The organism is Kribbella sp. NBC_01510 (genome assembly GCF_045040325.1).
Lineage (GTDB): Bacteria > Actinomycetota > Actinomycetes > Propionibacteriales > Kribbellaceae > Kribbella.
The window spans coordinates 3,291,380-3,316,111 of the sequence record NZ_CP109418.1 but is presented as its reverse complement, the minus strand read 5'-3'; the positions used below and the strand labels follow the sequence as shown (position 1 = coordinate 3,316,111).

Here is a 24,732-nt window from a genome sequence, read left to right as displayed (position 1 = left end):
CAGTCAACAAATGTCAAAGGGGCTTCCGATTCGTGGACACGAACGGTCACCGGTAAGATGAAGAGGCTGCGCCCTGCGTCGAGTGGCCTTCTCGAGCGACACAACACGCCGTAGCCACCGCCTGACACTCAGTCCTATCTGCTTGGAGCGCTTCCCCATGCCTGTCCGTAACGACCTGCGCAATGTCGCGATCGTGGCCCACGTCGACCACGGGAAGACGACTCTCGTCGACGCGATGCTGTGGCAGTCCGGCGCGTTCGGCGCACACCAGCACGTGGACGAGCGAGCGATGGACTCCGGCGACCTGGAACGTGAGAAGGGCATCACGATCCTCGCCAAGAACACCGCCGTACGGCACAAGATGGCCAACGGCGAGCAGATGACGCTGAACATCATCGACACCCCCGGCCACGCCGACTTCGGTGGTGAGGTCGAGCGCGGCCTGTCGATGGTGGACGCGATCGTGCTGCTGGTCGACGCCTCCGAGGGTCCGCTGCCGCAGACCCGGTTCGTGCTGCGCAAGGCGCTGGCGCGGCAGATGCCCGTCATCCTGGTGGTGAACAAGGTGGACCGCCCGGACGCGCGGATCGCCGAGGTCGTCGACGAGACCTACGAACTGTTCCTCGACCTGCTCGACCACGACGCCGACCAGTCCGCGCTCGACTTCCCGATCGTCTACGCCTCGGCCCGGGCCGGCCGCGCCTCGCTGAACCCGCCGGCCGACGGCGGGCTGCCGGACTCCGAGGACCTCGAGCCGCTGTTCGAGGCGATCCTGGCCAACGTGCCGGCCCCGGAGTACACCGAGGGCGCGCCGCTGCAGGCACACGTCACCAACCTGGACGCCTCGCCGTTCCTCGGCCGGCTCGCGCTGGTCCGGGTGCACGAAGGCACCCTCAAGAAGGGCGCCCAGGTCGCCTGGTGCAAGCACGACGGCACGATCCAGAAGGTCAAGATCACCGAACTGCTGATCACCGAGGCGCTCGAGCGGGTGCCCGGCGACTCGGCCGGACCGGGTGACATCGTCGCGATCGCCGGTATCCCGGAGATCATGATCGGCGACACCCTGGCCGACCCCGACGATCCCAAGCCACTGCCGTTCATCACCGTCGACGAGCCGGCCATCTCGATGACCATCGGTACGAACAGCTCGCCGCTGGCCGGACGGATCAAGGGCACCAAGGTCACCGCCCGCCTGGTCAAGGACCGGCTCGACCGCGAGCTCGTCGGCAACGTGTCACTCAAGGTGCTGCCGACCGAGCGTCCTGACACCTGGGAGGTGCAGGGACGTGGTGAGCTGGCGCTGGCCATCCTGGTCGAGCAGATGCGCCGCGAGGGGTACGAGCTGACCGTCGGCAAACCGCAGGTCGTCACCCGCGAGATCGACGGCAAGCGGCACGAGCCGGTCGAGCGGCTGACGATCGACTGCCCCGAGGAGTACCTCGGCACGGTCACCCAGCTCCTCGCGGTCCGCAAGGGCCGGATGGAGCAGATGACCAACCACGGCACCGGCTGGGTCCGGATGGAGTTCCTGGTGCCGGCCCGCGGCCTGATCGGCTTCCGCACCGAGTTCCTCACCGACACCCGCGGTACGGGTATCGCGCACCACGTGTTCGAGGGCTACGAGCCGTGGTTCGGCGAGCTCCGCACCCGGCCGTCCGGCTCGCTGGTGTCGGACCGGTCCGGCGCCGCCACGTCGTACGCGATGATCAACCTGCAGGAGCGCGGCACCATGTTCGTGGAGCCGACCACCGAGGTGTACGAGGGCATGATCGTCGGCGAGAACTCGCGCTCCGACGACATGGACGTCAACATCACCAAGGAAAAGAAGATGACGAACGTCCGCTCCAACGCGGACGAGTTCGAGAAGCTGGTCCCGGCCCGCAAGCTGTCGCTCGAGCAGTCGCTGGAGTTCTGCCGCGAGGACGAGTGCGTCGAGGTCACCCCCGACGCGATCCGGATGCGCAAGGTCGCCCTCACCCAGATCGAGCGGTCGAAGCTCGGCCGCAAGAGCAAGAGCTGAGTTCATCTGACCATGCTGGATCGTGCGGTTGTCGATCGGCTGTTTCCGGCGGATCTTCCCGAGGTGGAGGTCTGGGAGCAGGAGTTTCCCGAGCGAGGGCTTGCGGAAGGGGCGAAGGTCACCCGGTTCGGGCCCTCGCCGACAGGTTTCGTGCATATCGGCGGGATCTACGTCGCGACGATCGATCGGGACATCGCCTCCAACTCCGGCGGGGTGTGCCTGGTTCGGGTCGAGGACACCGATCAGTCGCGGGAGGTCGAAGGGGCGCTGGATCAGTTCGCGCGGGCCTTCGAGTACTTCGGCATCAGCTCGGACGAAGACGTCGACCACGGGACGTACGGGCCTTATGTGCAGTCGCAGCGTGAGCGGATCTACCTGACCTACGTCCGGCACCTGTTGCGGCAGGGCAAGGCCTACCTGTGCTTCGCGACCAAGGACGAGCTTGCCGACATCACCTCGCAACAGCAGGCCACGAAGGTCCCGACGGGGTACTACGGCAGCTGGGCGATCTGGCGGGACGCCGACCCGGCTGATGTTGCGGCCAAGTTGGCCGAGGGGGCGCCGTACGTCGTCCGGTTCCGCACCCCGGACGACGCCGACGGGCAGCGGACCAGCTTCGTCGACGCGATTCGTGGGCGGCTCGAGCACGAGGCGAATCGGAACGACGCGGTGATCCTGAAGTCATCGGACCAGTCGCCGCGACTACCGACGTACCACTTCGCGCACGCGGTCGACGACCACCTGATGCGGGTCAACCTGGTGATCCGTGGCGACGAGTGGATCTCCTCGGTACCGCTGCATCAGCAGCTCTTCGCGGCGCTCGAGTTCGAGCCGATCACGTACGCGCACATCGCGCCGCTGATGAAGCAGATCCCGGGCGGGAAACGGAAGCTGTCGAAGCGGAAGGACCCCGAGGCCGGTGTCGACTTCTACATCGGCGCGGGCTATCCGGCGGACGCGGTGCTCTACTACCTGCGTGGACTCGCCAACGGCCGGCTCGCGGAAATGCCTCTGGCAGAAGCGTTGTCGACGCCCATCGATCTGAGCCAGGCCGGTGCCGCCGGGCCGCTCGTCGACCTGGTGAAGCTCGAGGACATCAGCGCCGACCACATCGCGACCTTGACCGGGCAGCAGATCCTCGCCGCGGTCCGCAGGTGGGCGACGGAGTACGACGCGGAGCTTGTCCCCGTGCTCGACGGTCGGACCGACCTCGCACTGCGGGCGCTCGCGGTCGAGCGGGACGGCGTCGAGAATCCGCGCAAGGATCTGCGTAAGTGGTCCGACTTCCGGTCGGCGTACGGCTTCTTCTTCCCGGAGTTGTTCGTCCCCGTCGACGGGCCGGCCGACGAGCGGCTCGTCCCGCTCGGGGTCGCGCCGGAGGTCGTCACGGCGTTCGCCCAGGACCTGGTGGCCGGCTACGAGCATCGCGACGATCCGCAGGAGTGGTTCGACCAGATCCGCTCCCTCGCCGCGAAGCACGGGTTCGCAGCGAACGCCAAGGAGTACAAGAAGGACCCGGACGCGTATGCCGGCTCGATCCGCGAGGCCTCCCAGCTCGTACGCGTCGCGATCACCGGTGCGACCCGCAGCCCGGACCTGCACGAGACGGCCCAGGCCCTCGGTGAACCGGAAGTGCTGCGTCGGCTGCGAGCGCTGGCGGGTCAGTAACTCCTGGGGCGGGAGTGGCTGTTGTTCCATACTTCAAGCGTCCTGGAGGGTTCCTAGGGCACGAAGTGGAAACGGTCACTCGCGGAGTGCGACCTGAACTACATCGGTGTGATAAATAATTCTTCGGCCGGTCGCGGGGGCTACGGCGGTCGCGGGTGAGGAAGTTCCGGATCGTTACCAACCAGACGTCAGTCGATGACGTCTGTCTTTGTGCAAGCAACTCTGTTGGGGGAAGGACAAGGAAACATGGGCATTCTGCGTAAGCTCGGCGCTACTCTGACGGCCGCCGCGTTCGTGGGCGTCGGCGCACTTTCCGCCACCACGACGGCCGATGCCGTCACGGTCGCACCGAAGGTTGCGCCCCAGGTCGTGGTCGCGCCGCAGAAGGCGGCCACGGCGGCGTCGTCCAGCGCGGTGGTGGGCAAGTACCGCCTGGACAAGCGTTGTCTGACGAAGGGCCGGGTGCTCTGCATCAACAAGAAGACCCGGAAACTGGTGTACGTCGTGAACGGCAAGGCGGTCCAGGTCGCGGACGCCCGCTTCGGCGCCCGCAAGACGCCGACCCGCAACGGCGTCTTCAAGGTCTACCGCAAGTCGAAGAACCACGTGTCGTCCCTGTACCACTCGAAGATGCCGTACGCGATGTTCTTCAGCGGCGGCCAGGCGGTGCACTACTCCTCGGACTTCAAGGCCCGTGGCTACAACGGCGCCTCGCACGGCTGCGTGAACATCCGGGACAAGACGAAGATCGCCTGGATCTTCGCCCGCATCAAGGTCGGCGACAAGGTCGTCGTCTACAGCGGCTGATCAGCAAGCGCTCAGCAGCGGCCGGGGAGTCACTCCCCGGCCGCTGTCGCGTTCTGGAAGGCCTTGTAGAGCCGCGGTTCCACCAGACAGAAGGTCGCGGTGGCGACGCCGGTCGCCGTCCGGCGCAGCGTCTGTACGGCGATGTCCGCGGCGGACCCGGCCGGCCAGCCGTAGATCCCGGCCGACACCGCCGGCAGGGTGAGCGTCTTCACGTCGAGCTCGACCGCGATCCGCAGGGCGTTGCGGTAGCAGGACTCGAGCAGCGCCGGATCCCGTTGGCCCGCGGTGTAGTTCGGCCCGACGACGTGGATCACGTACGAGGCGGGCAGCGAGCCGGCTGTGGTCCAGACCGCCGTACCGGTCGGGGTGCCGTTCGGGTATCGCTCGATCAGCTCCGCGAGGATCTCCGGGCCACCCGCGCGATGGATCGCGCCGTCCACGCCGCCACCGCCGCGCAGGGCGTGATGGGCCGCGTTCACGATCGCATCGGCCGGCACCGTGGTGATGTCGTTGGTGCTGAGAACGATCTCCATACGGAGTTCCTCCGGTACGCTGAGCCAACCGAAAGACCGGTGAGGACGTCCCACAAGTGTAGGGACGGGTCGATCAGAGGGGTGTCCGATGCGTGGGCCGATCATTCGCAACGTACTGACCGGACTGGTCACGGGCGCCATCTTTGCTGCCCTCCTCAGTTCCGGGACGAGTGCGACGGCGACTCCGAACGACCTCAAGACGGTGCCGTTCGAGGTCAGCGGTGAGCTACCGATCTACCCGAAGGCGCTGTGGAAGAACGGCTCCACCGGGACCAACGTGCGCAAGGTCGAGGCGCGGCTGGTGCAGCTCAAGCTGCTGGAGAAGCGCTATCAGGACGACGAGTTCGGGACGATGACCCGGTCCGCGGTGAAGAAGTTCCAGCAGTCCAAGGGCATTCCCCAGCTCGGATACATCGACCAGAACACCTTGACCAAGCTGGCCGCGGTCACCCACGAGCCGACGCAGACCGAGCTCTTCCCGCCGGCGCCGGTGGTGAGCGGCAAGAAGCTCGACCCGCGCTGCGCGACCGGCGCGGTGATGTGCATCGACAAGTCGACCCGCAAGCTGCGGTACGTCGTCGACGGTGTGGTGAAGATGCAGCTGGACGTGCGGTTCGGGGCAGTGAAGACGGCGACCCGCGAGGGCAGCTTCACGGTCGGCTGGAAGAGCCGGAACCACGTCTCCAAGCTGTACGACTCGGCGATGCCGTTCGCCATGTTCTTCAGCGGCGGCCAGGCGGTGCACTACTCGTCCGACTTCGCGGCCCGTGGCTACAACGGCGCCTCGCACGGCTGCGTGAACGTCCGGGACCTGGGCAAGATCAAGGTCCTGTTCAGCGAGATCAAGGTCGGCGACAAGGTGATCGTCTACCGCTCGTGAGCTCCGTCGTACGGCGAACGCCGTACGACGGTCGCCCGTAAGACGAGCCCCGGACGACGGGCGCCGGGGGTAAGGAGTTGCTGCGCCGTCGGACTTTTCGGGGGCTCCTACCCCTACTCGGGGGCTTTGACAGGTAATAGCAGGTGACACCCCACCAGTTCCTGTCCAAGGCCCCGATGCCTGGCGCGGCCGGGGCTCTCCACGCTGGCCGCTACTGCGTTGGCCGAAGCATTACCCGGCCGGAACGTCGTACGGCGGGGTGGGTCAGAGTGGGCGTGGGCCCCGGCGGCGGCGGATGCCCCAGCCGCCTCGGCCGCGGCCGGCGGCGGCACGCAGGGCCGGGCGGGCGTCGACCAGATAGACGGCGGACGCGACGATGCCGATCAGGCCGAAGAAGCTGAGCCAGCCCTGGAAGATCTGACTGAGCGTGAACACGATCAGGATCAGCATCCACCCGGGCTTGGTGAGCTTGTCCGCGGCGACGAACACCGCCCGTGGCCGGAAGCCGGCGTCGATCAGGGCGACCAGCTTGAGGCCGAGCAGCACCCACCAGATGATCTCGAGCGGACCTGCGAACCCGGGAAAGAGGTTCGGGAACGTAGCGAGTGGGAGCATGCCTACGAGCCTAACCGAAAGACCGGGTGGCCCACCTCTGCTCGGTCGCAGATCGGGGCCACCCGGCCGGAGGATTCACCCACGGGTGGGCTGATCGTTACCGTCAGTCGCCGAGCTTGGCGGCGGCGTCGGTGGCGGCCTTGGACGCGGTCTTCGCGGTCTTGCGGGCGCTGGTCGCGGTCGCCTTGACGTTGCGGGTCGCGCTGTCGGCGGTCTTCTTGGCCGTGGTCCGGGTCGCCTTGGCCTTGCTCACCGTGGTCTTGGCCTGGGTGACGAAGTCCTCGGTGGCCTTCTGGCTGCGGATCCGCTCGACCAGGTCCTTGCCGCGGCCGGCCAGGTCCTCGTAGGTCTCCTCGGCCTGGCCGAGCACGGTGGTGAAACCGTGCTGCGCGACGGCCGGCAGCTCACGCAGCTTGGCCGGGGCGGTCCGCGCGTCGGCGACGAGGGTCTCGAAGCGCTTGGCGAACTCGGTCTGAGCCTTGGTCAGCTCGGTCTGCAGGGTCTTCTGGTCCAGCTTGGCGAACCGGGCGGTGACGTCCTCGCTGACCGCGCGGAACTTCTCCACCGCGAGGTCGCCGGCGCCGGCGATCGCGTAGAACGGGGTGACAGGCGTACGGGTAGCCATCAGGCTTCTCCTCGGATTTTCAGCAGGAAACACTTACTTGGTGGTGCGCTTGCTTGCAGGGGTCTTCTTGGCCGTGGTCTTCGCAGCCGGTCTGGCAGGAGCCGGCTCGTCGGGCTCATCAGGGGACGTGTTCTCACGGACGAACGACGCGTAGACGTCCAGCAGGACACGCTTCTGCCGCTCGTTCAGCGCGGGGTCGAGCAGGACGGCGTCGACCACGCCCGCGGCCCGTCGGCCGTCCGAGCTGTCGTCCGGATCGAGGATGCCGGCCCGTATGTACAGGGTCTCCGCGGAGATCCGCAACGCCTTCGCGAGCTGCTGCAGCACATCGGCCGACGGTTTCCGCAGGCCGCGCTCGATCTGGCTCAGATACGGGTTCGACACACCGGCCAGGTCCGACAGCTGCCGCAACGACAACTGCGCATGCCGCCGCTGCTCGGCGAGGTACTCCCCGAGGGAGCCCACTGCCCCAGCCGCACGATCACTCAACTTGGCCATGCGTCCATTGTGCTAGCAATCTGCTTGCAATTGCAAGCAGGTCCACCGTGAGCCCGCTCACGCGGGCCGTCAACTAGCTGAAAGCCGAAGGATGCGGCTGGACGGCGCCGACCTGGACGCCGCCGCCGAGGAGGGGGAAGTGGAGGTGGCGCTCGATGGTGTCGTTGGTGATGCCGAGGCGCTGCAGGGTCGCGGCCATGACAACCTTGCGGGCGCGGGCCTGGCCGTCCTCGAGTTTCAGGGCGATGCCACGGCCGTCCGCGAGGCCGACGGCGTACACACCCTCGGCGCCGGCCTTGCAGAACAGGCCGTCGACGGCGTGCATCAGCTCGGCCTCGTCGCGCGTACTCCCGCTGGCGTACTCGGGGTGTGCGCGGAAGGCTTTGACGACGCGAGCCTCCAGGGTCTCCGGGGCCGCGGCGGCGAACAGGCCGAAGGAGCGGGCCAGGCCGGACAGCGTGAGGGCGAAGATCGGCGCACCGCAGCCGTCGACGGCGATGTACGAGGCCTTCTCACCGGCAGAGTCCTCGATCGCGGTCCGGATCTCCTTCTGCAGTGGGTGATCCGGCGAGCGATAGTCGTCCAGCGGCCAGTCGTTGACGTGACAGGTCAGGATCATCGCGGCGTGCTTGCCCGAGCAGTTCATCGTGATCGGCTCGGGGCCGTGGCCCGCGCGTACCCAGGCGTCCCGGGCCGCGTCGTCCAGCGGGTACTGCACCGGCGTCCGCAACGCCGACTCGTCCAGACCGGCCTTCGCGAGGATCTGGCGTACGCCGTCCAGATGGAACTGCTCGCCGGAGTGCGACGCGCCCGCGAGCGCGAGCAGCTCGCCGTCCAGGTCCAGGCCGTTGCGGAGCATGCCGAGCGCCTGCATCGGCTTGTTCGACGAGCGGGGGAACATCGGCTGGTCGACGATGCCGGCCGACCAGGCCACACTGCCGTCGGGGTTCGTCACCACGACGGAGCCACGATGATGGCCCTCGACGAAGTCGCTGCGGACGACGTCGGCCAGGATCACAGGTTCGGTCACGGCTGAACTGTACAGGTGCAAAACGCGGTGTTGCGAATGATCCGGCTCACAGCCGGGCGCGCACGTGCAGCCCTGCCTCGGGGTCGACCAGGATCTCCTGCGTCGCGGTCACGGTCGGCTGATCCTCGGCCACGACCTCCAGTACGGCGTCCGGGTCCACGTTCCGCTTCACCATCGCCAGTGCGATCGGGCCCAGCTCGTGATGCCGGGCCGCCGACCCCACGAACCCGACCTGCTTCTCCCCCGCGCATACGGCGTACCCGTGCGCGGGCAGGTGGTCGACCGAGCCGTCCAGATGCAGCCGCACCAGGCGCCGCGGCGGACGGCCGAGGTTGTGCACCCGCGCGACCGTCTCCTGACCGCGATAGCAGCCCTTGTTCAGGTGTACGCCGACGCCGAGCCAGCCCACCTCGTTCGGGATGGCGCGCTCGTCGGTGTCGAGGCCGAACCGCGGGTTGCCGGCCTCGATCCGGAGCGCCTCGTACGCCCAGATCCCGGCCGCCGGCCCCTCGAGTCCGGCCAGCTCCGCGCGCGGCAGGAACACCTCGTGGCCGCCGAGCGAATCCGCACCACTGCGGGTCAGATGCTCGTTGGCCGAAGCCGGTCCGGGCCGCCAGACGATCGCATAGTCGTCGGTCACGTCCGCGATCTCGACCCGGGACATGAACACCATCTTCTGCAGCCAGTCGACCATCGCTGCGGCCGCGCCCGGCTCGGTGTGCAGCCAGAACGTCTCGCCGTCGTCGACGCCGTACATCACGTGCTCGATGTGGCCGGTCGGTGACAGCAGCAGCGCGGTCGTCGACGTGCCGGGCTTGAGGCCCTCGAAGTACTGCGTGGTCAGCGCGTGCAGCCAGGTCAGCCGGTCGGGGCCGGTGATCGTGACCACGTCGCGGTGCGACAGGTCGACGAACGCCTCACCAGCGACCAGTGCCCGCTGCTCGCGCAGATCCGACCCGTAGTGGGCGGCGACGCCGGCGTCGAGTCCGGTGGCCTCGACCGCGCCAGGCCGGGCCAGCAGTGGGCTGCGGTTTCGTGACATGTCACCAGAGTACGTCGAGCGGCGTACGGCGATCGCCTCCCGGGGTGGGATGTGGACAACCCCGGGTCGCGGCCACGCTTGAGGTATCAGAACTTGAAGGGAGCAAGGCGATGAGTGACCGGCGATTCCGGTTCGGTGTGGTGGGCAGCCCGACGACCGGCGACGACTGGATCAAGACCGTCCGCCGAGCGGCGGACCTCGGATATTCGACCGTACTGATGCCCGACGGGCTCCAACTGCCGTCGCCGTTCCCCTCGCTGGCGATGGCCGCTGCGGTCGCGGATATCCGGGTCGGCACGTTCGTGGCAGCGGCACCGCTCCGGACACCGCGTGCGGCCGCCTGGGAGGCGCACACGCTGACCGTCCTGACCGACGGGCGGTTCGAGTTCGGCATCGGGACTGGGCGGCCGGCGGTCGAGCAGCAGGTCGAAGAGATCGGTCTGCGCTTCGGCTCGGCCAAGGAACGACGTGACCAGGTCCGCGAGACCCTCGACCACCTGGTGCGGCTCGACGGCGAGCGCCGTACGCCGATCATGCTCGCGGCCGGCGGACCACGGGCGCTCGCACTGGCCGCGTCCCGGGCCGACATCGTCTCGCTGGCGAAGGACGCGATGACACCACGGGCCGAGATCACTCAGCTGGTCCGGGACCTGCGTGGGCTGGCCGGATCGCGCGCGGACGAGATCGAGCTGGCGATGAACCTGTTCGCGGCCGGGACGCGCGAGCTGCCGCCGTGGACGAAGCGGGCGGCCGGCGTCGAACCCGAGGAGCTGGAGGCGAGCGACTCGCTGATGATGCTGCGCGGTACGCCGCAACAGATGGCCGACGAGCTGCAACGGCGGCGGGACGATTTCGGTACGACGTACATCAGCGTCAACTCGACCTACCTCGAGGACCTCGCTCCTGTGGTCGAGATGCTCACCGGCCGCTGACCCGTCCACCACCCGCACCCTCGCGCCACCACCACCGTCAGTCAGGTCACCCTCGGGCGACGTTGCTTTCAGGGTCAGCCCCTGAGGTGGTGGGTTGCCCCCACGGAATTTGAGGGGGCAACCCACTCTGTCAGGGGTTGACCGGGTCTCCTGCTCGATGTGTGGGTGATCGTCGGCCGGGTGTGCTGGTCGGGATAGGGGCGATGTCGGGGTGGGCAGAGGTGGAGGGTATGCCAAGGCTGAACCCGGGCGGTTTCGGCGGGCGTGTTCTCCGCCGATCGGTCCACCTTTGGTGACCTGGGACAGGTCCTGGCGGGATGAGACAGGCAATTCCTTGTCCCAACCCACCACGACCCGTCCTAACCCACCGGCCACAACGCAGCCCCCGACCCACCACGACCTGTCCCAGCCCACCGGCTCCGTCCCCGCCCGGCGCTCGGTGTCGGCGTGGGCATGGTGCTGAGCGACCCCTTTGGTGGGTTGACGTCCGAGATGGTGGGTTGGCGCCCCGGAATTCGGTACGGCAACCCACCACATGGGACGTCAACCCACCAAATGCGTAAGCGGGCCGCCTACCGCCTGGGCGAGGTGCCGAACTGCCGGACCACCGACGCGAGGGCGTGTCCGGTCGCGAGCGCCATCACCTGTTCCTTCTCACAAATTCACCGCGTGCCCGGCAAAGCTGTCTGGTCGGTGGTCTCACCGATGACCTACCGTCCGTCACATCACCCACACATGAAGCAGAAGAGCCGGTTGACCCCTGAAATGGCCATAGCACTGCCCGCCGGTCTGTGGCCCGGCGGGCAGTGCTGGGAGGGGTGGGAAGGTGGCTCAGCGGTCGGACGTGACGTGGGCTGTTGCGGCCGGTAGGTCGCCGGCGTGGGGGTCGCCGGCGGCGAAGGCGGCCTCGTCGAACGGGTCCTCGCCGGCGAAGACCTGCCGGGCCTGGTCCTTGTCGAACTCCCCGACCCAGTGCCCGACCAGGACGGTGGCGACCGCGTTGCCGGCGAAGTTCGTCAGCGCCCGGGCCTCGGACATGAACCGGTCGATGCCGACGATCAGGCCGACGCCGTCGACCAGATCCGGGCGGTGCGACTGCAGACCGCCGGCCAGCGTGGCCAGGCCGGCGCCGGTGACTCCGGCAGCGCCCTTCGAGGCGACGATCATGAACAGCAGCAGGGAGATCTGCTGGCCGATGGAGAACGGCTGGTCCATCGCCTCAGCGATGAACAGCGACGCCATGGTCAGGTAGATCGCCGTACCGTCCAGGTTGAACGAATAGCCGGTCGGGACGGTGATACCGACCACCGACTTGTCCACACCGAGGTGTTCCATCTTCCCGATCAGCCGGGGCAGGGCGGTCTCCGACGACGAGGTGGACACGATCAGCAGGAACTCGCGGCCGAGGTAGCGCAGCAACTGGAAGATCGAGATTCCGGTGACCACGCGGAGCAGGGTGCCGAGGATGACGATCACGAAGAGCAGGCAGGTGACGTAGAACGCGAGCATGATCTTGCCGAGGCTGACCAGCGCGTCCGTGCCGGTGGCGCCGACGACGGCCGCGATCGCGCCGAACGCGCCGATCGGTGCAGCCCACATGATCATCGACAGCACCTTGAACACCAGCCGCTGGATGTACCCGATGGCGTCCAGGATCGGCTGGCCCTTGTTGCCCATCGACTGCAGCGCGAAGCCGATCAGAAGCGCGACGAAAACGGTCTGTAGCACTTCGCCCTCGGTCAGGGCGGACAGCATCGACTTCGGGATGATGCCAAGGAGGAAGTCCGTCGTCCCCTCATGCGCCCCGGCGGCCTGCTTCTGGCCGGTCTCGCGGAGCTTGTCGGTCAGGTTCAGACCGGAACCGGGCTGGACGAGGTTGCCGACAACCAGGCCGATGGCGAGCGCGACCGTCGACATCACCAGGAAGTAGACGAGCGCGAGACCGCCGACCTTGCCGACGCTGGCGGCCTGGCGGACCGAGCCGATACCGAGTACCAGCGTGCAGAAGATGATCGGGCTGATCAGCATCTTGATCAGGTTCACGAACCCGGTGCCGAGCGGTTTCAGCTCGACCGCGAAATCCGGGAACAGGAATCCGACACCGATGCCGAGCAGGACGGCGACGATGACGGCGATGTAGAGGAAATGGGTCCGGTCGTTGCGGACCGGCGTCGGTCGGGGTTCGGGCGGGCTCGACATGTGGGGACTCCCTGGATCGGCCGGGCGGGCTGGTCTGGAGTAACTGTGACGTGACGCACAGGGGATCTGCTCATTTCGTTCATATCGTTCTCAGTGCACACTGTCCGTTGTGAAACACCGGCCGTGGGAACTGCGCCGCCAGGTGCTCTGGCTGCAGACGGTCACGGTCACCGTCCTGATCGCGATGGCCTGGATCACGCTGATCAGCCGGTCGCGGGCCCAGGCCGCGCGGGATGCGGCGGCCGCGGGCATCGCCGCGCCGGGCTGGTGGGAGCTGATCCGGCTCGATGTCCGCTCGATGCTCGGCATCGCCAGTCTGATGCTCGGCGTCGCGATCGCCGGTAACGCCCTCGTCTCCTGGCGGGTACGGCGGGCCACGCGCGGCATGGGCACCCAGTCACTGGCCCGGATGCTCGACTTCTACGAAGGCGTCCTGCACGCAGCCCGGGAGGGCCTGATCCTTTTGGACGCGGACGGTCGCGTCCAGCTCGCCAACGACGAGGCGCTGCAACTCCTCGACCTGACCGAGGTCACCCCGGGGACACCGATCGACGAGCTGCACCTCGGGTCGACTCTTGCGGAGTTGCTCCAGGGCGGGAGAACGGCGTACGACGAACTGCACCTCGGGGCGCACGGGGTCCTGGTGGTGAATCAGCAGCCGGCCCGGTCCGGACGGATCGTGACACTGCGGGACCACACCCAACTGCAGCGGTTGCTCGGCGAACTGGACGCCGTACGCAGTCTGGCCGAGTCGCTGGAGGCGCAGAACCACGAGGCGTCGAATCGTTTGCACACGGTCGTCAGCCTGATCGAGATCGGCAAGCCGGAACGTGCTCGTGAGTTCGCGGTGTCCGAATTGCAGTTCGCGCAGGCAATGACGGACCGGGTGGTCGGGACGGTCGGCGATCCGGTGCTGGCGTCCCTGCTGCTCGCGAAGCTGTCGCAGGCTCAGGAGCGTGGCGTCGTACTGACGCTGGAGCTTGGTTCCGAGGCGTTGAACACGCGGCTCCCGGCCCAAGATGTCGTGACCGTCGTAGGCAACCTGCTCGACAACGCGATCGAGGCCGCGCGCGGCGGACCGGCTCCGCGCCGGGTCGAGCTGCGCGCCGGTACGACGCCGGACGCGATCGACCTGATCGTCACGAACACCGGTGCCGAGCTGGGCGCGGTGGAGCTGGCGCACATGTTCGAGCGCGGCTGGTCGACGAAGGCCGAGCCGGGGCACGGCCTCGGTCTCGTGCTGGTGCGGAGCACGGTCGAGCGGTGGCAGGGCACGCTGATGGTCGACCCGGATTCCGAGCTCGACGACGTACCGGCGCTGACCGTCCGGGTCCGGCTGCCGCGGGCGGTGAGCGCCAGTGCCTGAGCTGCGGGTGCTGGTCGTCGAGGACGACCCGGTCGCCGCCGAGGCGCATCGCACGTACGTCGAACGCCTGCCGGGCTTCACGTGTCTCGGTGTCGCGGGTACGGCGGCTCGCGCGCTGCAGGTGCTCGCCCGTGGTGACGTGGATCTGGTGCTGCTCGACATGCACCTGCCGGACGGGCACGGGCTGGACGTGGTTCGCCGGATGCGGGCCTTGGGCAACCAAACCGATGTGGTCGCGGTGACGTCGGCGCGGGAGGTGGCAGCGGTGCAGGCGGCGGCTCGGATCGGCGTGGTGCAGTACGTCCTGAAACCCTTTGCCTTCGAGACGTTGCGGGACCGGTTGACGGCGTACGCACGGCAACGGCGGGCGGCCTCGCTGGGTGAAGTGGTCGCGGATCAGGACGAGGTCGACCGGTTGTTGCATCCGGCAACCGTCTCGTCGGTGCCGAAGGGGCTGGCCGGATCCGTGCTCGACCGCGTCGTCCAGCTGCTCGGGAACCGCGAGGGCTGGACCGCGGAGGAGGTCGCGGCGTCACTGGGCACGTCCCGCATCACCGCGCGCCGCTACCTCGAGCACCTCGCCGACCAGGGACAGGCCCTCCGCACCCAGCGCTACGACGGCCGCAGCGGCCGCCCCAAAGTCGAGTACTCCTGGGTCGCGGAGAGCTAACGTCCGAAGAACTGTGGCGTATGGCGCACGCTTCTTCGGACGTAACGGATCAGGTGCGGACGAGGGTTGCCCAGAGGTGGGGCTGGAGGGTCTGGCCCTCGGCGGCCATGTCGTAGGCCCAGAGCAGCTCGCCGTTGACCAGGCCGTACAGGCGGTGGCCGGCGGTGACCTCCTTGGCGGTCACGGTGCGGGCGACGACATCGGTTCGCAGCTCGATCTTGGCGCCGTCGATCTCGCCGTACCAGATCTCCGCGATGCCGGTCGGGTGGGCCAGGATGACCTCGACCTTGTTGTCCGGCTTCGGACGCCAGAAGCCGGTCTCGACGGCCAGCGGGCGCTCCTTGGTGCCGTCCTCGCCGACCACGTAGGTCTGGCTGACGTAGTGCAGGTAGGGCTTGCCGTTGTGGCTGAAGTCGACCTGCTGGCCGAACTCGAACTTCTCGATCGTCGGGTAGTCGCCGTGCCCGCGACCTTCCCAGCGGCCCAGCAGCCAGGCCAGTGGCATCAGGTCAGGGTGCAGGTCCTGCGGGATCTCGAACGCCATCGATCCCTCAGCTCGCGTTGCGGCCGCGGTACAGCCGGTAGACGACAAACGCCGAGAACCAGGCCATGAATACACAGACCAGGATCAGCAGCGTGGTGAAGATGACGTGCAGCACGTCGGCCAGTCTAGGGGATGCGCCTGCCGAGGCTTCGGCTACCGTGGCGTGATGTCCCGCACGCTGGTGATCAAGCTGACCGCAGGCGCCGAGGAACCCGAGCGCGCCAACCAGGCCATCACCGTCGCCGCCACCGCGATCGCCGCCGGCGCCGACGTCTCCCTCTGGCTCACCGGCGAAGCCGTCTGGTTCGCCGTCCCCGGCCGGGCCGAGTCCTTCGACCTCCCCCACGCGGCACCGCTGGCCGATCTGCTGGCCGCGGTGCTCGAGGGTGGACGCCTCACGGTCTGCACCCAATGCGCCAAACGCCGCGACCTCTCGGACACCGATCTGTTGCCCGGAACACGTGTCGCCGGCGCCCCTGCCTTCACCGAAGAGATCCTTACCGACAACGCCCAGGCCATCGTGTACTGACAGCCCCTTCCCGCCCGGGGTTGTCGTGTTGTGGGTACCCGGGCGGGGTCGTGCCCGCAGGCGCTGTCAGTGATCAGCCGCCAACAGCGGGGCCGTCGTTGCTCGGGCCGCTGCGGCCGGCGGTCTGCTTGTGCAGTTCGCCAGGAGTCCGTCCACCGCGACCATTGCCTGCAAGCTGAGTCGGGTCGGGCGGACTGGCGGCACCCGCCGCGGGCGGGTTTCCGTCGGTGTACACCGAGTGGTTCTTGGCCATCTCGTCCTGGGACATCGTGCGCTTGCCCGTGCCCTGCCGCTGACCGGGCTGCTGGTTCTGAGCCCGGGTCTCGGCCAGCACCTGGTTTACCGGCCGATCTCGGTCCGCAGCATTCTGCCTGACCTGCTCCCCGTTCTGCCCCGCCTGCTGCCCGTCCTGGCCTGCCTGCAGCCCGTTCTGCCCTACCTGTTGCCCGTTCTGACCTGCTTGCTGTCCGTCCTGGCCGTTCTGTCCGAACTGCGCGCTCTGGTCCACGGCCGGCTGGGCATCCTGGCCAACCCGCTCGGCATTCGCCCCGTTCTGCTGCGCAGCAAGGTTGGCATCCGCCCGATCCTGGGCCGTAGGCAACGCCGGCTGCGCCCCGGCATCGCCTTGCTCCTGCCCCTGCTCAGCCCTCAGACCTTGCTCCTGCCCCTGCTCAGCCTCTAGACCTTGCTGCTGCCTTTGCTCAGGCTCCTGCTCCCCAGGCTGCCCGCCTTCCAGCGAATCCAGATCCCGATCCTGCCGCTCTGGTGACTCTTCACCGGCCGCCCGGATCACACCGTCGTCACCAAGCTCCGGCCCCCGCTCAACCTCCGGCGCATCCTGATCAACCTCCGGCGCACCCTCATCCAGACCCCGCCCAGGCTCCTCACCAGCCGCCCGAACCACACCGTCGTCACCAAGCTCCGGCCCTCGCTCGACCTCCGGTGCATCCTGGTCAACCTCTGGCGCGCCCTGCCCCTCAGCATCCTCGGCCCGCTCGGCTTCTTCGGCCGCGCCCAGCGCCGCACCAGCGGCAGCGCCTTCCACCACACCGGCATCGACGCCGGGATCAGCAGCCTCGCGCTGGTCCGCCCTCGCCCGCTCTTCCCGTCGTGTCTCGGCCTCAGCGTCCTCGCGCTGCTGATCCCGGCGGGCGTCATCCGTCTCCGCCTGCTCTGCACGTTCGTTGGCGTCGTCCACCTCGGCCACTTCGCTGTCGAGCCGCCCGTCGCGGTCGACGTCGCCGGCGAACTCCTGGGCCTCCGGGATGCCGTTGTCGTTGGGGTCGGTGAACCGCTGCTCGGTGCCCTGTTCCTGCTGCGCCTCTCGCAGCTCCACTTCGGCCGCATCGACCTGCTGCTGGAGCTCGTCGCGGAGCCGGCGTTGCTCCTCCACCTGCTGCTCCAGCATGGCCGTCCGTTCGGCCGGGTCCATCCCCCGCACCTGCTCGTCGAAGTCCCGATCGAACCTCTGCCGGTTCAGGAGCTGCTCCATCGCGGCCCGCCGCTCCCTGTTCGCCCCCATCCGTTGCAGGGAGTTGTAGAGCTGACGCAGCCGCGTGTACAGACGCTGGATCTCGGCGACCACCGACTGCACGACCTCATGCGCCGGGTCATCGTGAATCGCCATCACGCCACCTCACTTGCATAGACGGAGTAGGCAAAGCCGGCCGCGGTGTCCTCCGGCCCGGGTTGGGTCGCGTACAAGTGAAACTCGGCGCCCGGCTTCAGCCAGACGGCCAGGTGGCGTCGGCGGCCCCGCCACTCCGGGGGAATGCGCGCATCCGACCCGGGCCCGACGAAGACCGGTGCGCCCCAGTGCTGGCGAGCCAACTGGAGCTGGGCGGGCCAGTGCGCGTCCAGCCCTTCCTCGGCATCAGGCAACTCGGCCGGTCCGATCTCGTACGCCGACCAGCCACTGCGCGGGCTCTCCGGCAGTACGGCGTCCGGCAGCACGAGCATCACGGTCTCGCGCGGGGTGACCAGCCCCCAGGTGTAGCGGTCGGGGTCGATGTTGCCTGGGGCCCACGGGCGCCAGCCGGTGGCGGCGGTGACGCGGGAGACCAGCGCGCGGATCGCGTCCACCCCAGTGCCCTGCGGTCCCCAGATCGATCCCCAGTCGGAGACCTCGGCCAGATCCGCCATGGCGCGCTCGTCATCGCTCGACGACCGCTGCTGCGTCTTCACCCCGCCACACTCCTCTCCTCAGTCCGCCCAGCCTAAGCCTCAGCCGGTGCCACCACCTCCCGAATGACGCGCACCTGTGGACAACGGATCCCTCGCCCTTCGCGTACCTAGGGACGGGTCGACCTCCCCCGGGGACCCACCGCCTGGGAGCGCCCGCCGCCGACCAGCCTTGTGTCAGCACCTCCCGTCCTTGAGTACGTCGTTCGCGAGCAGTAAGCGCAGAGCGCCGTACCGACGGGCCGAACTGGGTTGTAGTGGAACCATGAAACTCCCGGCCCCTCCGACCGAGAAGTCCTTCCCGTCCGCGCTGCACCATCCGCGCACGGCGACGGTGATCGGCCGCTGGCTCGGGCTCGCGGTGGCGATCTGCTTCCTGACCGGCCTGTTCAGCCATTTCCAGCAGGACTCTCCCGCCTGGCTACACATCCCGAGCCGGCCGGCGTCCCTCTATCGCGTCACCCAGGGCCTGCACGTGCTCAGCGGTACCGTCGCCATCCCGTTGCTGCTGGCAAAGTTGTGGACCGTCTATCCCAAGCTGTTCGCCAAGCTCCCTTGGCCGCCGAGCCGCAAGGCCCTCACCACCGCGCTCGAACGCGGCTCGATCCTCGTCCTCGTCTCCGCGATGGCACTCGAGCTGTTCACCGGCTTCCTCAACACCCTGCAGTGGTATCCGTGGCCGTTTCCGTTCAAGCAGACCCACTACGCGCTCGCCTGGATCATCGTCGGCGCATTGCTCGTCCACCTCGCCGTCAAACTCCCGCTCATCTTCACCCACTGGCGCCGTACGCCGGCCGACCGCGCCCCGATCGCGGACTCCTTGCCCCCAGCAATCACCGGCCTGACCCGCCGCGGCCTGTTCCGCACCGTCGCCGGCGCCGCCACCCTCGTCGGCATCACCTCGGTCGGCCAATCCGTCCCGGCCTTGGGCCCGATCGCCGTACTGGCGCCACGCAAACCGAACGTCGGCCCACAAGGTCTGCCCATCAACCGTACGGCGAAGGACGCAGGCGTCGCCGGGATCGACGCGGGCTGGCGCTTGACGATCACGGGCCCACGGCAACTGTCGTACACATACGACGAGCTGATGCAGCTCCCGCAGAGCCGCGCCGACCTGCCGATCGCGTGCGTCGAGGGCTGGAGTCAGGGCGCAAGGTGGGAAGGCATCCGGATCCGCGACCTGCTCCGCCTCAGTGGCGCACCGCCGGGCTCCCGGGTCCGCGTCGTCTCGATGGAGAAGGGCGGCTTCTATGCCAGCAGCGAACTGCCAGCTGAGTTCGCCGACGACCCGCTCACTCTCCTGGCCCTCCGCCTGAACGGCGCCGAACTCGCCCTCGACCACGGCTTCCCCGCTCGCATCATCGCCCCCAACCGCCCCGGCGTCCTCCAAACCAAATGGGTCCACCACCTGGAGGTCACCTCATGAAGGCACGTGCCGCACTCGCAGCCACAGGCGTCGGATTCGGACTCTGGGGCCTGTGGTTGCTGGTTGATGCGGTGGCGCCGGCCGCGCTGATCCGGTTGCCGATCTGGCTGGGTGGTGCGGTCGTCGCCGATGACTTCTTCCTGGTGCCGCTGACGCTGACCGTCGGCTGGCTCGTCACCCGGTGGTCCACCGGGCCTGATCGGCATCGGACCATTGGCGCCGTGCGGACCACCTTGTTGTACGTCGGTCTCACCACGCTGATCGCGATCCCACTGCTCGTGCGGCAGGGCAAAGGCGTCAACCCGACCGTGCTCCCGCGGGACTATCTCCGCGACTGGTTATTGCTTGAGGCAACGATTGTGGTGGCCGGCGCGGTGGTGTTCGTGGTTCAGCGGTCCCGCTTCACATTCAGCAGGTCGCGGGCCTCGTCCGGCGACATCGGCGGGCGCTGAGCCAGCGTGGCGAGTGCGGCGGCCCGCTCGACCAGCTCGGCGTTGTGGTTCACCGGCTGACCCTTCGCCAGCGTGAGCGTGTCCTCCATGCCGACGCGGAGGTTCCCGCCCTTCGACAATGCGGCAAGCGCGACCGGGAGCGCCGTACGCCCGATGCCCGTTGCCGACCACGAGGTCACCGCGGCGGGGAGCGCGTTGACGGCCGCCACCAGGGCGTCCGCCGTACCAGGCATGCCGCCCGGGACGCCCATCACCAGGTCGCAGTGCACGCGTCCGCCGTACGGCAGGCCGAACTTGTCCAGCAACCGGTGCAGCGCTGCCACATGCCCGAGGTCGAACAGCTCGAACTCCGGCACCACCTCGCGCTCCTGCGTGAGCTGGTAGAGCTCGGTGACGAACGGCCACGGGTTCATGAACACGTCGTCGCCGAAGTTGACCGTGCCCATGGTCAGCGAACAGGAGTCGGGTACGGCGTCGAGCACGCGGAGCCGGTGGTCGTACGGATCGGTGACCGCACCGCCCGTGGACAGCTGCACGATCAGCGCCGTGTTCGCCCGGATCGCGGCGACCGTGTCGGTCAGCCGGCCGAGGTCCAGCGTCGGCTTGTGCTCGCCGTCGCGGATGTGGATGTGGATCATCGCCGCCCCCGCGGCCTCGCACCGCTTCGCGGTCTCGACCAGCTCGTCGAGCGTGGTCGGCAGCGCCGGGCAGTCCGCCTTCGCGGTCTCCGCACCGGTGGGAGCAACTGTGATCAGAGTCGACGCCATGGACGAATCCTGCCAGATGTCGGTCGGCAACGAGATATTTACCGGTCAAGGGGTTCGATCACCGGACGATCTCCGGCGCGGCAGGATGTCACTATGAGAGCCGTCGTACAGCGAGTCAGCCAGGCATCGGTCAGCGTCGAGGGCGAGGTGGTCGGCGCGATCGACGGCCCCGGCCTGCTGGTCCTCCTCGGCGTCACCCACGACGACACCCCCGAGAAGGCCGCCGCCCTGGCCGCGAAGATCTGGACCCTCCGCATCCTCCACGACGAACGCTCCGCCGCCGACGAACAGGCCCCGATCCTCGCCATCAGCCAGTTCACCCTGTACGCCGACACCCGCAAAGGCCGCCGCCCGTCCTGGAACGCCGCCGCCCCCGGCCCCGTCTCCGAACCCCTCTACAACGCCTTCTGCACCGCCCTCGAGTCCCTCGGCGCCAAGGTGGAACGAGGCCGCTTCGGAGCCCACATGGACGTCTCCCTGACCAACGACGGCCCAGTAACCCTCATCCTCGACGCCTGATCACAACGAACCGGCCCCCGGATCCATCGGATCCGGGGGCCGGTGTTTGGTTCTGGGTCGGTGAGGTTCGACTCAGAGGGGTGTCGAGCTGGATCAGCTGACGACGCCGGCGGCCGAGTGGCCGACGATGACCTTGGTGTTCAGGCTGTAGACGTCGATCACCAGAGCGTTCACCGAGATGTAGCGGTACTGCTTCAGGACCTGGTTGAAGGTCAGCCGGGCGACACCCGGGATATCCAGGGTCTGGTTCACACCGGTCTTGACCGGGTAGGTCTTGTTGCCGACCTTGATCGAGGCGATGCTCGAGGACGAGCTCACGCCACCCTTGCCGTCCTTGGTCTTCCACGCGGAGGCGGAGGACTCGATGGCGCCGATAGACAGGCTGCCCACCTTCACACCCGCGACGTGCGAGGTGAAGTTGATGTAGGACTTGTTCTCGCCGATGGCGCCGTTCTTGGTGGTGTAGACCCCACCGACGTAGGCGACCTTCGGGATGTTCACCTCGCCGACCGCGACCTTGACCGTCTTGCCCTCGGTACCCTGGCAGGTGGTCTGAAGCGACGTCGGACCGGACACGACCAGCTTGTCGGCGTTGGCCTTGGTGCCGTACGCGTCACCGATCACCAGCGCGGTGGCCGGCTTGGAGATCTCCGCGCGGGTCTTCAGCACCGCGACGTCGACGCCCTCCGGGACGTACTGGTTCTTCACGTTCGCGTGGATCACGACGGCCTGCGCGTACGAGTAGATGCCGGAGCTGGTCTTCACGCCACCGACACGGTTCAGCACGATGTAGCCGAGGCCCGGTACGGCGACCTTGGTGTTCCACTTCGGCGCGAGCAGCGACGGCACCGAAACGGCGCCGATCTTCACACCGGCGAACGTGGTGTTGCCCGTGTAGGACAGCTTGCCCTTGTAGTACCGCGCCGTGGTGGTGGTCTGCACACCCGTCAGCGTCAGCAGGTTGCCGACCTTGATGTCGACCGCGGTGGCGTTGCTGGTCACGCCGGTACCGCTCTTGTCGTTGAACGCGTGCGTGTCGGTGCGCACGCTGCGCGCGATCGCCTGGTTGTTCACGTTCGCCGTGGCGATGTCGTTCTTGTCGGCCTTGGTCGGGTCCGTGGTGCAACCGAACTTGCTGACGACCTGCGGGCCGCTGTTCGCCAGCCCGGATTCAACGTCGGTCCCGTACGAGTAGCCGCTGTATCCGAAAACCGGCGAGGCGGACGCAGAACCCGAAGTCAGCGCGATCGTAGAAGCCACGCCGACAACCGCCGCAACACCGACGGCAGCGAGCTTCTTGTATCCGATGCGGGGTCGCATTGACCCCTCCTCCCTGAGTGATGACGTGACCCGAAGTGCGGGTCAGGACACAGACACAACTCAGCCGGTTGCGGTAGGTGACGAGCGGAGTGCGCTCCGAGACCAAACCGTTACATCTGTGCTCGTTCCGCAAGATTCGACCGACGGCCCGTAACTCCGAAGCGATGACGCAAACCCCAGTCCCGCAGGCGTTTCCGGACATGCCGAAGGGCCCGGACGCGCAAGGTCCGGGCCCTTCGGGGCTACCTTCAGGGTGGGCCACCTTCGGGTGGTGGTGGCACCATCAGTAACGAACGACAGGTCAGACGGTGACGGCCACTTCCGCGACCTCGCCGTACTGCGCGACCACCTGGCGGTCGACCGGGTCCGCCTTCGGCGCCAGCGTGCGCAGCGTCCAGCTGCCCGGCGCCGCGAAGAACCGGAAGTGCCCGGTCGCCGACGTCGGCACCTCGGCGGTGAACTCACCCGTTGCGTCGAGCAACCGCACGTACGCGCCGCCGACCGGCTCCTCGCCGCGCAGCACCTGGCCCTGGATCACGGCTTCCTTGTCGACGTCGACACCCTTGAGGTCGAGGCCGCCCTTCTTCGCTCCGCACATGTCAGGCCTCCCCGGGCTCGTCGCCGAGTGCTACGGGTACGCCGACCAGCGAACCCCACTCGGTCCAGGATCCGTCGTAGTTCTTCACGTTCGGCTGGCCGAGGATCTCGTGCAGCACGAACCAGGTGTGCGCCGAGCGCTCGCCGATCCGGCAGTACGCGATGGTGTCCTTGCCGAAGTCCACGCCGGCGTCGGCGTACAGCGTCTTCAGCTCGTCGTCGGAGCGGAACGTGCCGTCGTCGTTGGCCGCCTTGCTCCACGGGATGCTGGCCGCGGTCGGGATGTGACCCGCGCGCTGCGCCTGCTCCTGCGGCAGGTGGGCCGGGGCGAGCAGCCGGCCGGCGTACTCGTCGGGGCTGCGCACGTCGACCAGGTTCTTCACGCCGATGGCGTCCTTGACCTCGTCGCGGAAGGCGCGGATCTCCAGGTTCTGCGGCTGCGCGGAGTACTCGGTGGCCTCGCGCTTGACCACCTCGTCGGTCAGCTCACGGCTGTCCAGCTCCCAGCGCTTGCGGCCGCCGTCGAGCAGGCGGACGTCGCCGTGGCCGTAGAGCTTGAAGTACCAGTACGCGTACGCCGCGAACCAGTTGTTGTTGCCGCCGTACAGCACGACCGTGTCGTCGGTCTTCACCCCGCGGTCGGACAGCAGCGCCTCGAACTGCTGCTTGTTGACGAAGTCCCGCCGGACCGGGTCCTGCAGATCGTCCTGCCAATCGATCTTGATCGCGCCGGCGATGTGGCCGGCGTCGTACGCCGAGACGTCTTCGTCGACCTCGATCAGGACGACCCCGGCGTCGGTCTTGTGCTCCTCGACCCAGTCGGCCGAGACGAGCGCGGATTCCCTGCTCATGTGTGCTGCCTCTCAGTTGGTAGCGGTGCTGGTGTCACGGGTTGGCGTACGAATGCGGTGGATCAGCAGATAGGCCTCGCAGCCGAGGCAGAGCCCGACGGCGGCGTTCACGAACGCCGCCACCAGGGCGAATCCGGTGGCGACCACGCCCAGCACGGTCGCGCCGGTCAGGTACCCGATCAGACCGGCGACCGCGAAGACGAGGCCAACCAGTTGGGCGAACCGCGGCGGGGCCGCGTCCTCCAGCTCCTTGGGGGGACCCAGCCGGGGGCGAATCAGCCGCTTGAACAACAGCCCGTACGGCGACGCCTGGACGCCGAACGCGACCGAGATCGCGAACACCACGGCTTGCACCGCGAGCGGCCAGGGGTTGTTCAGTACGAGCGTCAACGCCAGGACGACCGTGGTCACGCCGGCCGCGAACCGGAGTCCCCGCGGATCAACCTGGAGGCTTTGTTTCGCCGTCTGTTCGGACATGACGACTCCCGGAGGAGAGAAGATTCGAGCCGGACCCGCCCGGGTCTGCGGGAGGCGACGTACGCGAAACCGTGCTCAGCGACCGGTCTCGCAGCGCTCGGGACGCCGCCTGGTCAGCGGCGACGACACAGCGACGAGCGCATCCGGCAGTTGTCCACTGCCCTGCGCTTGGTCAGCCATGTCG

The 24,732-nt window shown here is 68.1% G+C and carries 26 protein-coding genes; 11 read left to right on the top strand and 15 right to left on the bottom strand.

What is annotated here, in order from left to right:
- Positions 1-157: 157 nt before the first annotated feature.
- The 3 genes from typA (at position 158) to OG558_RS16470 (ending at position 4,495) form a co-directional block, all read left to right on the top strand.
- Positions 158-2,020 carry a translational GTPase TypA gene (typA, locus tag OG558_RS16480; RefSeq protein WP_405071049.1) on the top strand — a complete coding sequence of 621 codons (1,863 nt, stop codon included), beginning with the start codon at positions 158-160 and terminating at the stop codon, positions 2,018-2,020.
- Positions 2,021-2,032: 12 nt separating this feature from the next.
- Complete coding sequence (locus OG558_RS16475) at positions 2,033-3,688, top strand: glutamate--tRNA ligase (protein WP_405071048.1); 1,656 nt, start codon at positions 2,033-2,035, stop codon at positions 3,686-3,688.
- Between the two features lie 246 nt (positions 3,689-3,934).
- Positions 3,935-4,495, top strand: a complete 561-nt coding sequence (locus OG558_RS16470) for a L,D-transpeptidase (protein ID WP_405071047.1) — start codon at positions 3,935-3,937, stop codon at positions 4,493-4,495.
- Between the two features lie 29 nt (positions 4,496-4,524).
- On the opposite strand, the gene OG558_RS16465 is transcribed toward OG558_RS16470, so the two are convergent.
- Positions 4,525-5,028, bottom strand: a complete 504-nt coding sequence (locus OG558_RS16465) for a macro domain-containing protein (RefSeq protein ID WP_405071046.1) — start codon at positions 5,026-5,028, stop codon at positions 4,525-4,527.
- An 88-nt stretch (positions 5,029-5,116) separates the two neighbouring features.
- On the opposite strand from OG558_RS16465, the gene OG558_RS16460 reads away from it, so the two are divergent.
- Positions 5,117-5,908 (top strand): L,D-transpeptidase family protein, encoded by a 792-nt coding sequence (locus OG558_RS16460; protein ID WP_329484056.1) that lies wholly within the window; start codon positions 5,117-5,119, stop codon positions 5,906-5,908.
- A gap of 264 nt (positions 5,909-6,172) precedes the next feature.
- Here the strand turns inward: OG558_RS16460 and OG558_RS16455 are convergent, their stop codons facing one another.
- From OG558_RS16455 to OG558_RS16435, 5 genes are all read right to left on the bottom strand, one after another.
- Positions 6,173-6,523: a DUF2516 family protein gene (locus OG558_RS16455; RefSeq protein WP_405071045.1), complete on the bottom strand. Its 351-nt coding sequence runs from the start codon at positions 6,521-6,523 to the stop codon at positions 6,173-6,175.
- A gap of 103 nt (positions 6,524-6,626) precedes the next feature.
- Entirely contained in the window at positions 6,627-7,148 is a 522-nt protein-coding gene (locus OG558_RS16450; protein ID WP_405071044.1) for a hypothetical protein, read from the bottom strand.
- Positions 7,149-7,181: 33 nt separating this feature from the next.
- On the bottom strand, positions 7,182-7,646 hold the full coding sequence (locus OG558_RS16445) for a helix-turn-helix transcriptional regulator (RefSeq protein ID WP_329484054.1): 465 nt from the start codon (positions 7,644-7,646) through the stop codon (positions 7,182-7,184).
- Positions 7,647-7,719: 73 nt separating this feature from the next.
- Complete coding sequence (locus OG558_RS16440; RefSeq protein ID WP_405071043.1) at positions 7,720-8,676, bottom strand: asparaginase; 957 nt, start codon at positions 8,674-8,676, stop codon at positions 7,720-7,722.
- A 46-nt stretch (positions 8,677-8,722) separates the two neighbouring features.
- Entirely contained in the window at positions 8,723-9,718 is a 996-nt protein-coding gene (locus OG558_RS16435; protein WP_405071042.1) for a YgfZ/GcvT domain-containing protein, read from the bottom strand.
- Between the two features lie 110 nt (positions 9,719-9,828).
- Between OG558_RS16435 and OG558_RS16430 the strand changes: the two genes are divergently transcribed.
- Positions 9,829-10,650, top strand: a complete 822-nt coding sequence (locus tag OG558_RS16430; RefSeq protein ID WP_405071041.1) for an LLM class flavin-dependent oxidoreductase — start codon at positions 9,829-9,831, stop codon at positions 10,648-10,650.
- An 831-nt stretch (positions 10,651-11,481) separates the two neighbouring features.
- On the opposite strand, the gene OG558_RS16425 is transcribed toward OG558_RS16430, so the two are convergent.
- On the bottom strand, positions 11,482-12,849 hold the full coding sequence (locus OG558_RS16425; protein WP_405071040.1) for a cation:dicarboxylate symporter family transporter: 1,368 nt from the start codon (positions 12,847-12,849) through the stop codon (positions 11,482-11,484).
- 109 nt (positions 12,850-12,958) lie between these two features.
- Here OG558_RS16425 and OG558_RS16420 point away from each other — a divergent pair, with 109 nt between their 5' ends.
- Positions 12,959-14,215 carry a sensor histidine kinase gene (locus OG558_RS16420; RefSeq protein WP_405071039.1) on the top strand — a complete coding sequence of 419 codons (1,257 nt, stop codon included), beginning with the start codon at positions 12,959-12,961 and terminating at the stop codon, positions 14,213-14,215.
- Positions 14,208-14,885: a response regulator gene (locus tag OG558_RS16415; protein WP_405071038.1), complete on the top strand. Its 678-nt coding sequence runs from the start codon at positions 14,208-14,210 to the stop codon at positions 14,883-14,885. The genes OG558_RS16420 and OG558_RS16415 overlap by 8 nt, the downstream gene beginning before the upstream one ends.
- Before the next feature lie 49 nt (positions 14,886-14,934).
- Here the strand turns inward: OG558_RS16415 and OG558_RS16410 are convergent, their stop codons facing one another.
- The gene (locus tag OG558_RS16410) at positions 14,935-15,429 is read right to left on the bottom strand and encodes an FABP family protein (protein ID WP_405071037.1); all 495 of its coding nucleotides are present in this window, start codon (positions 15,427-15,429) and stop codon (positions 14,935-14,937) included.
- Between the two features lie 166 nt (positions 15,430-15,595).
- Between OG558_RS16410 and OG558_RS16405 the strand changes: the two genes are divergently transcribed.
- Positions 15,596-15,958 (top strand): DsrE family protein, encoded by a 363-nt coding sequence (locus OG558_RS16405; RefSeq protein ID WP_405071036.1) that lies wholly within the window; start codon positions 15,596-15,598, stop codon positions 15,956-15,958.
- Positions 15,959-16,031: 73 nt separating this feature from the next.
- Here OG558_RS16405 and OG558_RS16400 read toward each other — a convergent pair whose 3' ends face one another.
- Both OG558_RS16400 and OG558_RS16395 read right to left on the bottom strand, forming a co-directional pair.
- Positions 16,032-17,543 carry a hypothetical protein gene (locus OG558_RS16400; protein ID WP_405071035.1) on the bottom strand — a complete coding sequence of 504 codons (1,512 nt, stop codon included), beginning with the start codon at positions 17,541-17,543 and terminating at the stop codon, positions 16,032-16,034.
- A gap of 41 nt (positions 17,544-17,584) precedes the next feature.
- Positions 17,585-18,142: a hypothetical protein gene (locus tag OG558_RS16395; RefSeq protein ID WP_405071034.1), complete on the bottom strand. Its 558-nt coding sequence runs from the start codon at positions 18,140-18,142 to the stop codon at positions 17,585-17,587.
- Positions 18,143-18,404: 262 nt separating this feature from the next.
- Between OG558_RS16395 and OG558_RS16390 the strand changes: the two genes are divergently transcribed.
- Positions 18,405-19,565, top strand: coding sequence for a molybdopterin-dependent oxidoreductase (locus OG558_RS16390; protein WP_405071033.1), 1,161 nt, complete (start codon positions 18,405-18,407; stop codon positions 19,563-19,565).
- The gene (locus tag OG558_RS16385) at positions 19,562-20,017 is read left to right on the top strand and encodes a hypothetical protein (RefSeq protein WP_405071032.1); all 456 of its coding nucleotides are present in this window, start codon (positions 19,562-19,564) and stop codon (positions 20,015-20,017) included. The genes OG558_RS16390 and OG558_RS16385 overlap by 4 nt, the downstream gene beginning before the upstream one ends.
- On the opposite strand, the gene OG558_RS16380 is transcribed toward OG558_RS16385, so the two are convergent.
- The gene (locus tag OG558_RS16380) at positions 19,954-20,784 is read right to left on the bottom strand and encodes a 3-keto-5-aminohexanoate cleavage protein (protein WP_405071031.1); all 831 of its coding nucleotides are present in this window, start codon (positions 20,782-20,784) and stop codon (positions 19,954-19,956) included. The genes OG558_RS16385 and OG558_RS16380 overlap by 64 nt on opposite strands.
- Before the next feature lie 93 nt (positions 20,785-20,877).
- Between OG558_RS16380 and dtd the strand changes: the two genes are divergently transcribed.
- Complete coding sequence (gene dtd / locus OG558_RS16375) at positions 20,878-21,303, top strand: D-aminoacyl-tRNA deacylase (protein ID WP_329484040.1); 426 nt, start codon at positions 20,878-20,880, stop codon at positions 21,301-21,303.
- Positions 21,304-21,396: 93 nt separating this feature from the next.
- Here dtd and OG558_RS16370 read toward each other — a convergent pair whose 3' ends face one another.
- The 4 genes from OG558_RS16370 to OG558_RS16355 form a co-directional block, all read right to left on the bottom strand.
- Entirely contained in the window at positions 21,397-22,623 is a 1,227-nt protein-coding gene (locus OG558_RS16370) for a choice-of-anchor P family protein (protein ID WP_405071030.1), read from the bottom strand.
- A 301-nt stretch (positions 22,624-22,924) separates the two neighbouring features.
- Entirely contained in the window at positions 22,925-23,221 is a 297-nt protein-coding gene (locus tag OG558_RS16365) for a DUF1416 domain-containing protein (RefSeq protein ID WP_329484038.1), read from the bottom strand.
- 1 nt (position 23,222) lies between these two features.
- Positions 23,223-24,071 carry a sulfurtransferase gene (locus tag OG558_RS16360; protein ID WP_329484037.1) on the bottom strand — a complete coding sequence of 283 codons (849 nt, stop codon included), beginning with the start codon at positions 24,069-24,071 and terminating at the stop codon, positions 23,223-23,225.
- 12 nt (positions 24,072-24,083) lie between these two features.
- Entirely contained in the window at positions 24,084-24,548 is a 465-nt protein-coding gene (locus tag OG558_RS16355) for a DUF4395 domain-containing protein (protein ID WP_405071029.1), read from the bottom strand.
- Positions 24,549-24,732 lie beyond the last annotated feature (184 nt).

What these genes read in the sequence shown, in the direction of transcription:
- typA (WP_405071049.1), top strand. Translation starts at nt 158, where the DNA reads ATGCCTGTCCGTAACGACCTGCGCAATGTCGCGATCGTGGCCCACGTC.
- OG558_RS16475 (WP_405071048.1), top strand. Translation starts at nt 2,033, where the DNA reads ATGCTGGATCGTGCGGTTGTCGATCGGCTGTTTCCGGCGGATCTTCCC.
- OG558_RS16470 (WP_405071047.1), top strand. Translation starts at nt 3,935, where the DNA reads ATGGGCATTCTGCGTAAGCTCGGCGCTACTCTGACGGCCGCCGCGTTC.
- OG558_RS16465 (WP_405071046.1), bottom strand. Translation starts at nt 5,028, where the DNA reads ATGGAGATCGTTCTCAGCACCAACGACATCACCACGGTGCCGGCCGAT.
- OG558_RS16460 (WP_329484056.1), top strand. Translation starts at nt 5,117, where the DNA reads ATGCGTGGGCCGATCATTCGCAACGTACTGACCGGACTGGTCACGGGC.
- OG558_RS16455 (WP_405071045.1), bottom strand. Translation starts at nt 6,523, where the DNA reads ATGCTCCCACTCGCTACGTTCCCGAACCTCTTTCCCGGGTTCGCAGGT.
- OG558_RS16450 (WP_405071044.1), bottom strand. Translation starts at nt 7,148, where the DNA reads ATGGCTACCCGTACGCCTGTCACCCCGTTCTACGCGATCGCCGGCGCC.
- OG558_RS16445 (WP_329484054.1), bottom strand. Translation starts at nt 7,646, where the DNA reads ATGGCCAAGTTGAGTGATCGTGCGGCTGGGGCAGTGGGCTCCCTCGGG.
- OG558_RS16435 (WP_405071042.1), bottom strand. Translation starts at nt 9,718, where the DNA reads ATGTCACGAAACCGCAGCCCACTGCTGGCCCGGCCTGGCGCGGTCGAG.
- OG558_RS16430 (WP_405071041.1), top strand. Translation starts at nt 9,829, where the DNA reads ATGAGTGACCGGCGATTCCGGTTCGGTGTGGTGGGCAGCCCGACGACC.
- OG558_RS16425 (WP_405071040.1), bottom strand. Translation starts at nt 12,849, where the DNA reads ATGTCGAGCCCGCCCGAACCCCGACCGACGCCGGTCCGCAACGACCGG.
- OG558_RS16410 (WP_405071037.1), bottom strand. Translation starts at nt 15,429, where the DNA reads ATGGCGTTCGAGATCCCGCAGGACCTGCACCCTGACCTGATGCCACTG.
- OG558_RS16405 (WP_405071036.1), top strand. Translation starts at nt 15,596, where the DNA reads ATGTCCCGCACGCTGGTGATCAAGCTGACCGCAGGCGCCGAGGAACCC.
- OG558_RS16390 (WP_405071033.1), top strand. Translation starts at nt 18,405, where the DNA reads ATGAAACTCCCGGCCCCTCCGACCGAGAAGTCCTTCCCGTCCGCGCTG.
- OG558_RS16385 (WP_405071032.1), top strand. Translation starts at nt 19,562, where the DNA reads ATGAAGGCACGTGCCGCACTCGCAGCCACAGGCGTCGGATTCGGACTC.
- OG558_RS16380 (WP_405071031.1), bottom strand. Translation starts at nt 20,784, where the DNA reads ATGGCGTCGACTCTGATCACAGTTGCTCCCACCGGTGCGGAGACCGCG.
- dtd (WP_329484040.1), top strand. Translation starts at nt 20,878, where the DNA reads ATGAGAGCCGTCGTACAGCGAGTCAGCCAGGCATCGGTCAGCGTCGAG.
- OG558_RS16370 (WP_405071030.1), bottom strand. Translation starts at nt 22,623, where the DNA reads ATGCGACCCCGCATCGGATACAAGAAGCTCGCTGCCGTCGGTGTTGCG.
- OG558_RS16365 (WP_329484038.1), bottom strand. Translation starts at nt 23,221, where the DNA reads ATGTGCGGAGCGAAGAAGGGCGGCCTCGACCTCAAGGGTGTCGACGTC.
- OG558_RS16360 (WP_329484037.1), bottom strand. Translation starts at nt 24,071, where the DNA reads ATGAGCAGGGAATCCGCGCTCGTCTCGGCCGACTGGGTCGAGGAGCAC.
- OG558_RS16355 (WP_405071029.1), bottom strand. Translation starts at nt 24,548, where the DNA reads ATGTCCGAACAGACGGCGAAACAAAGCCTCCAGGTTGATCCGCGGGGA.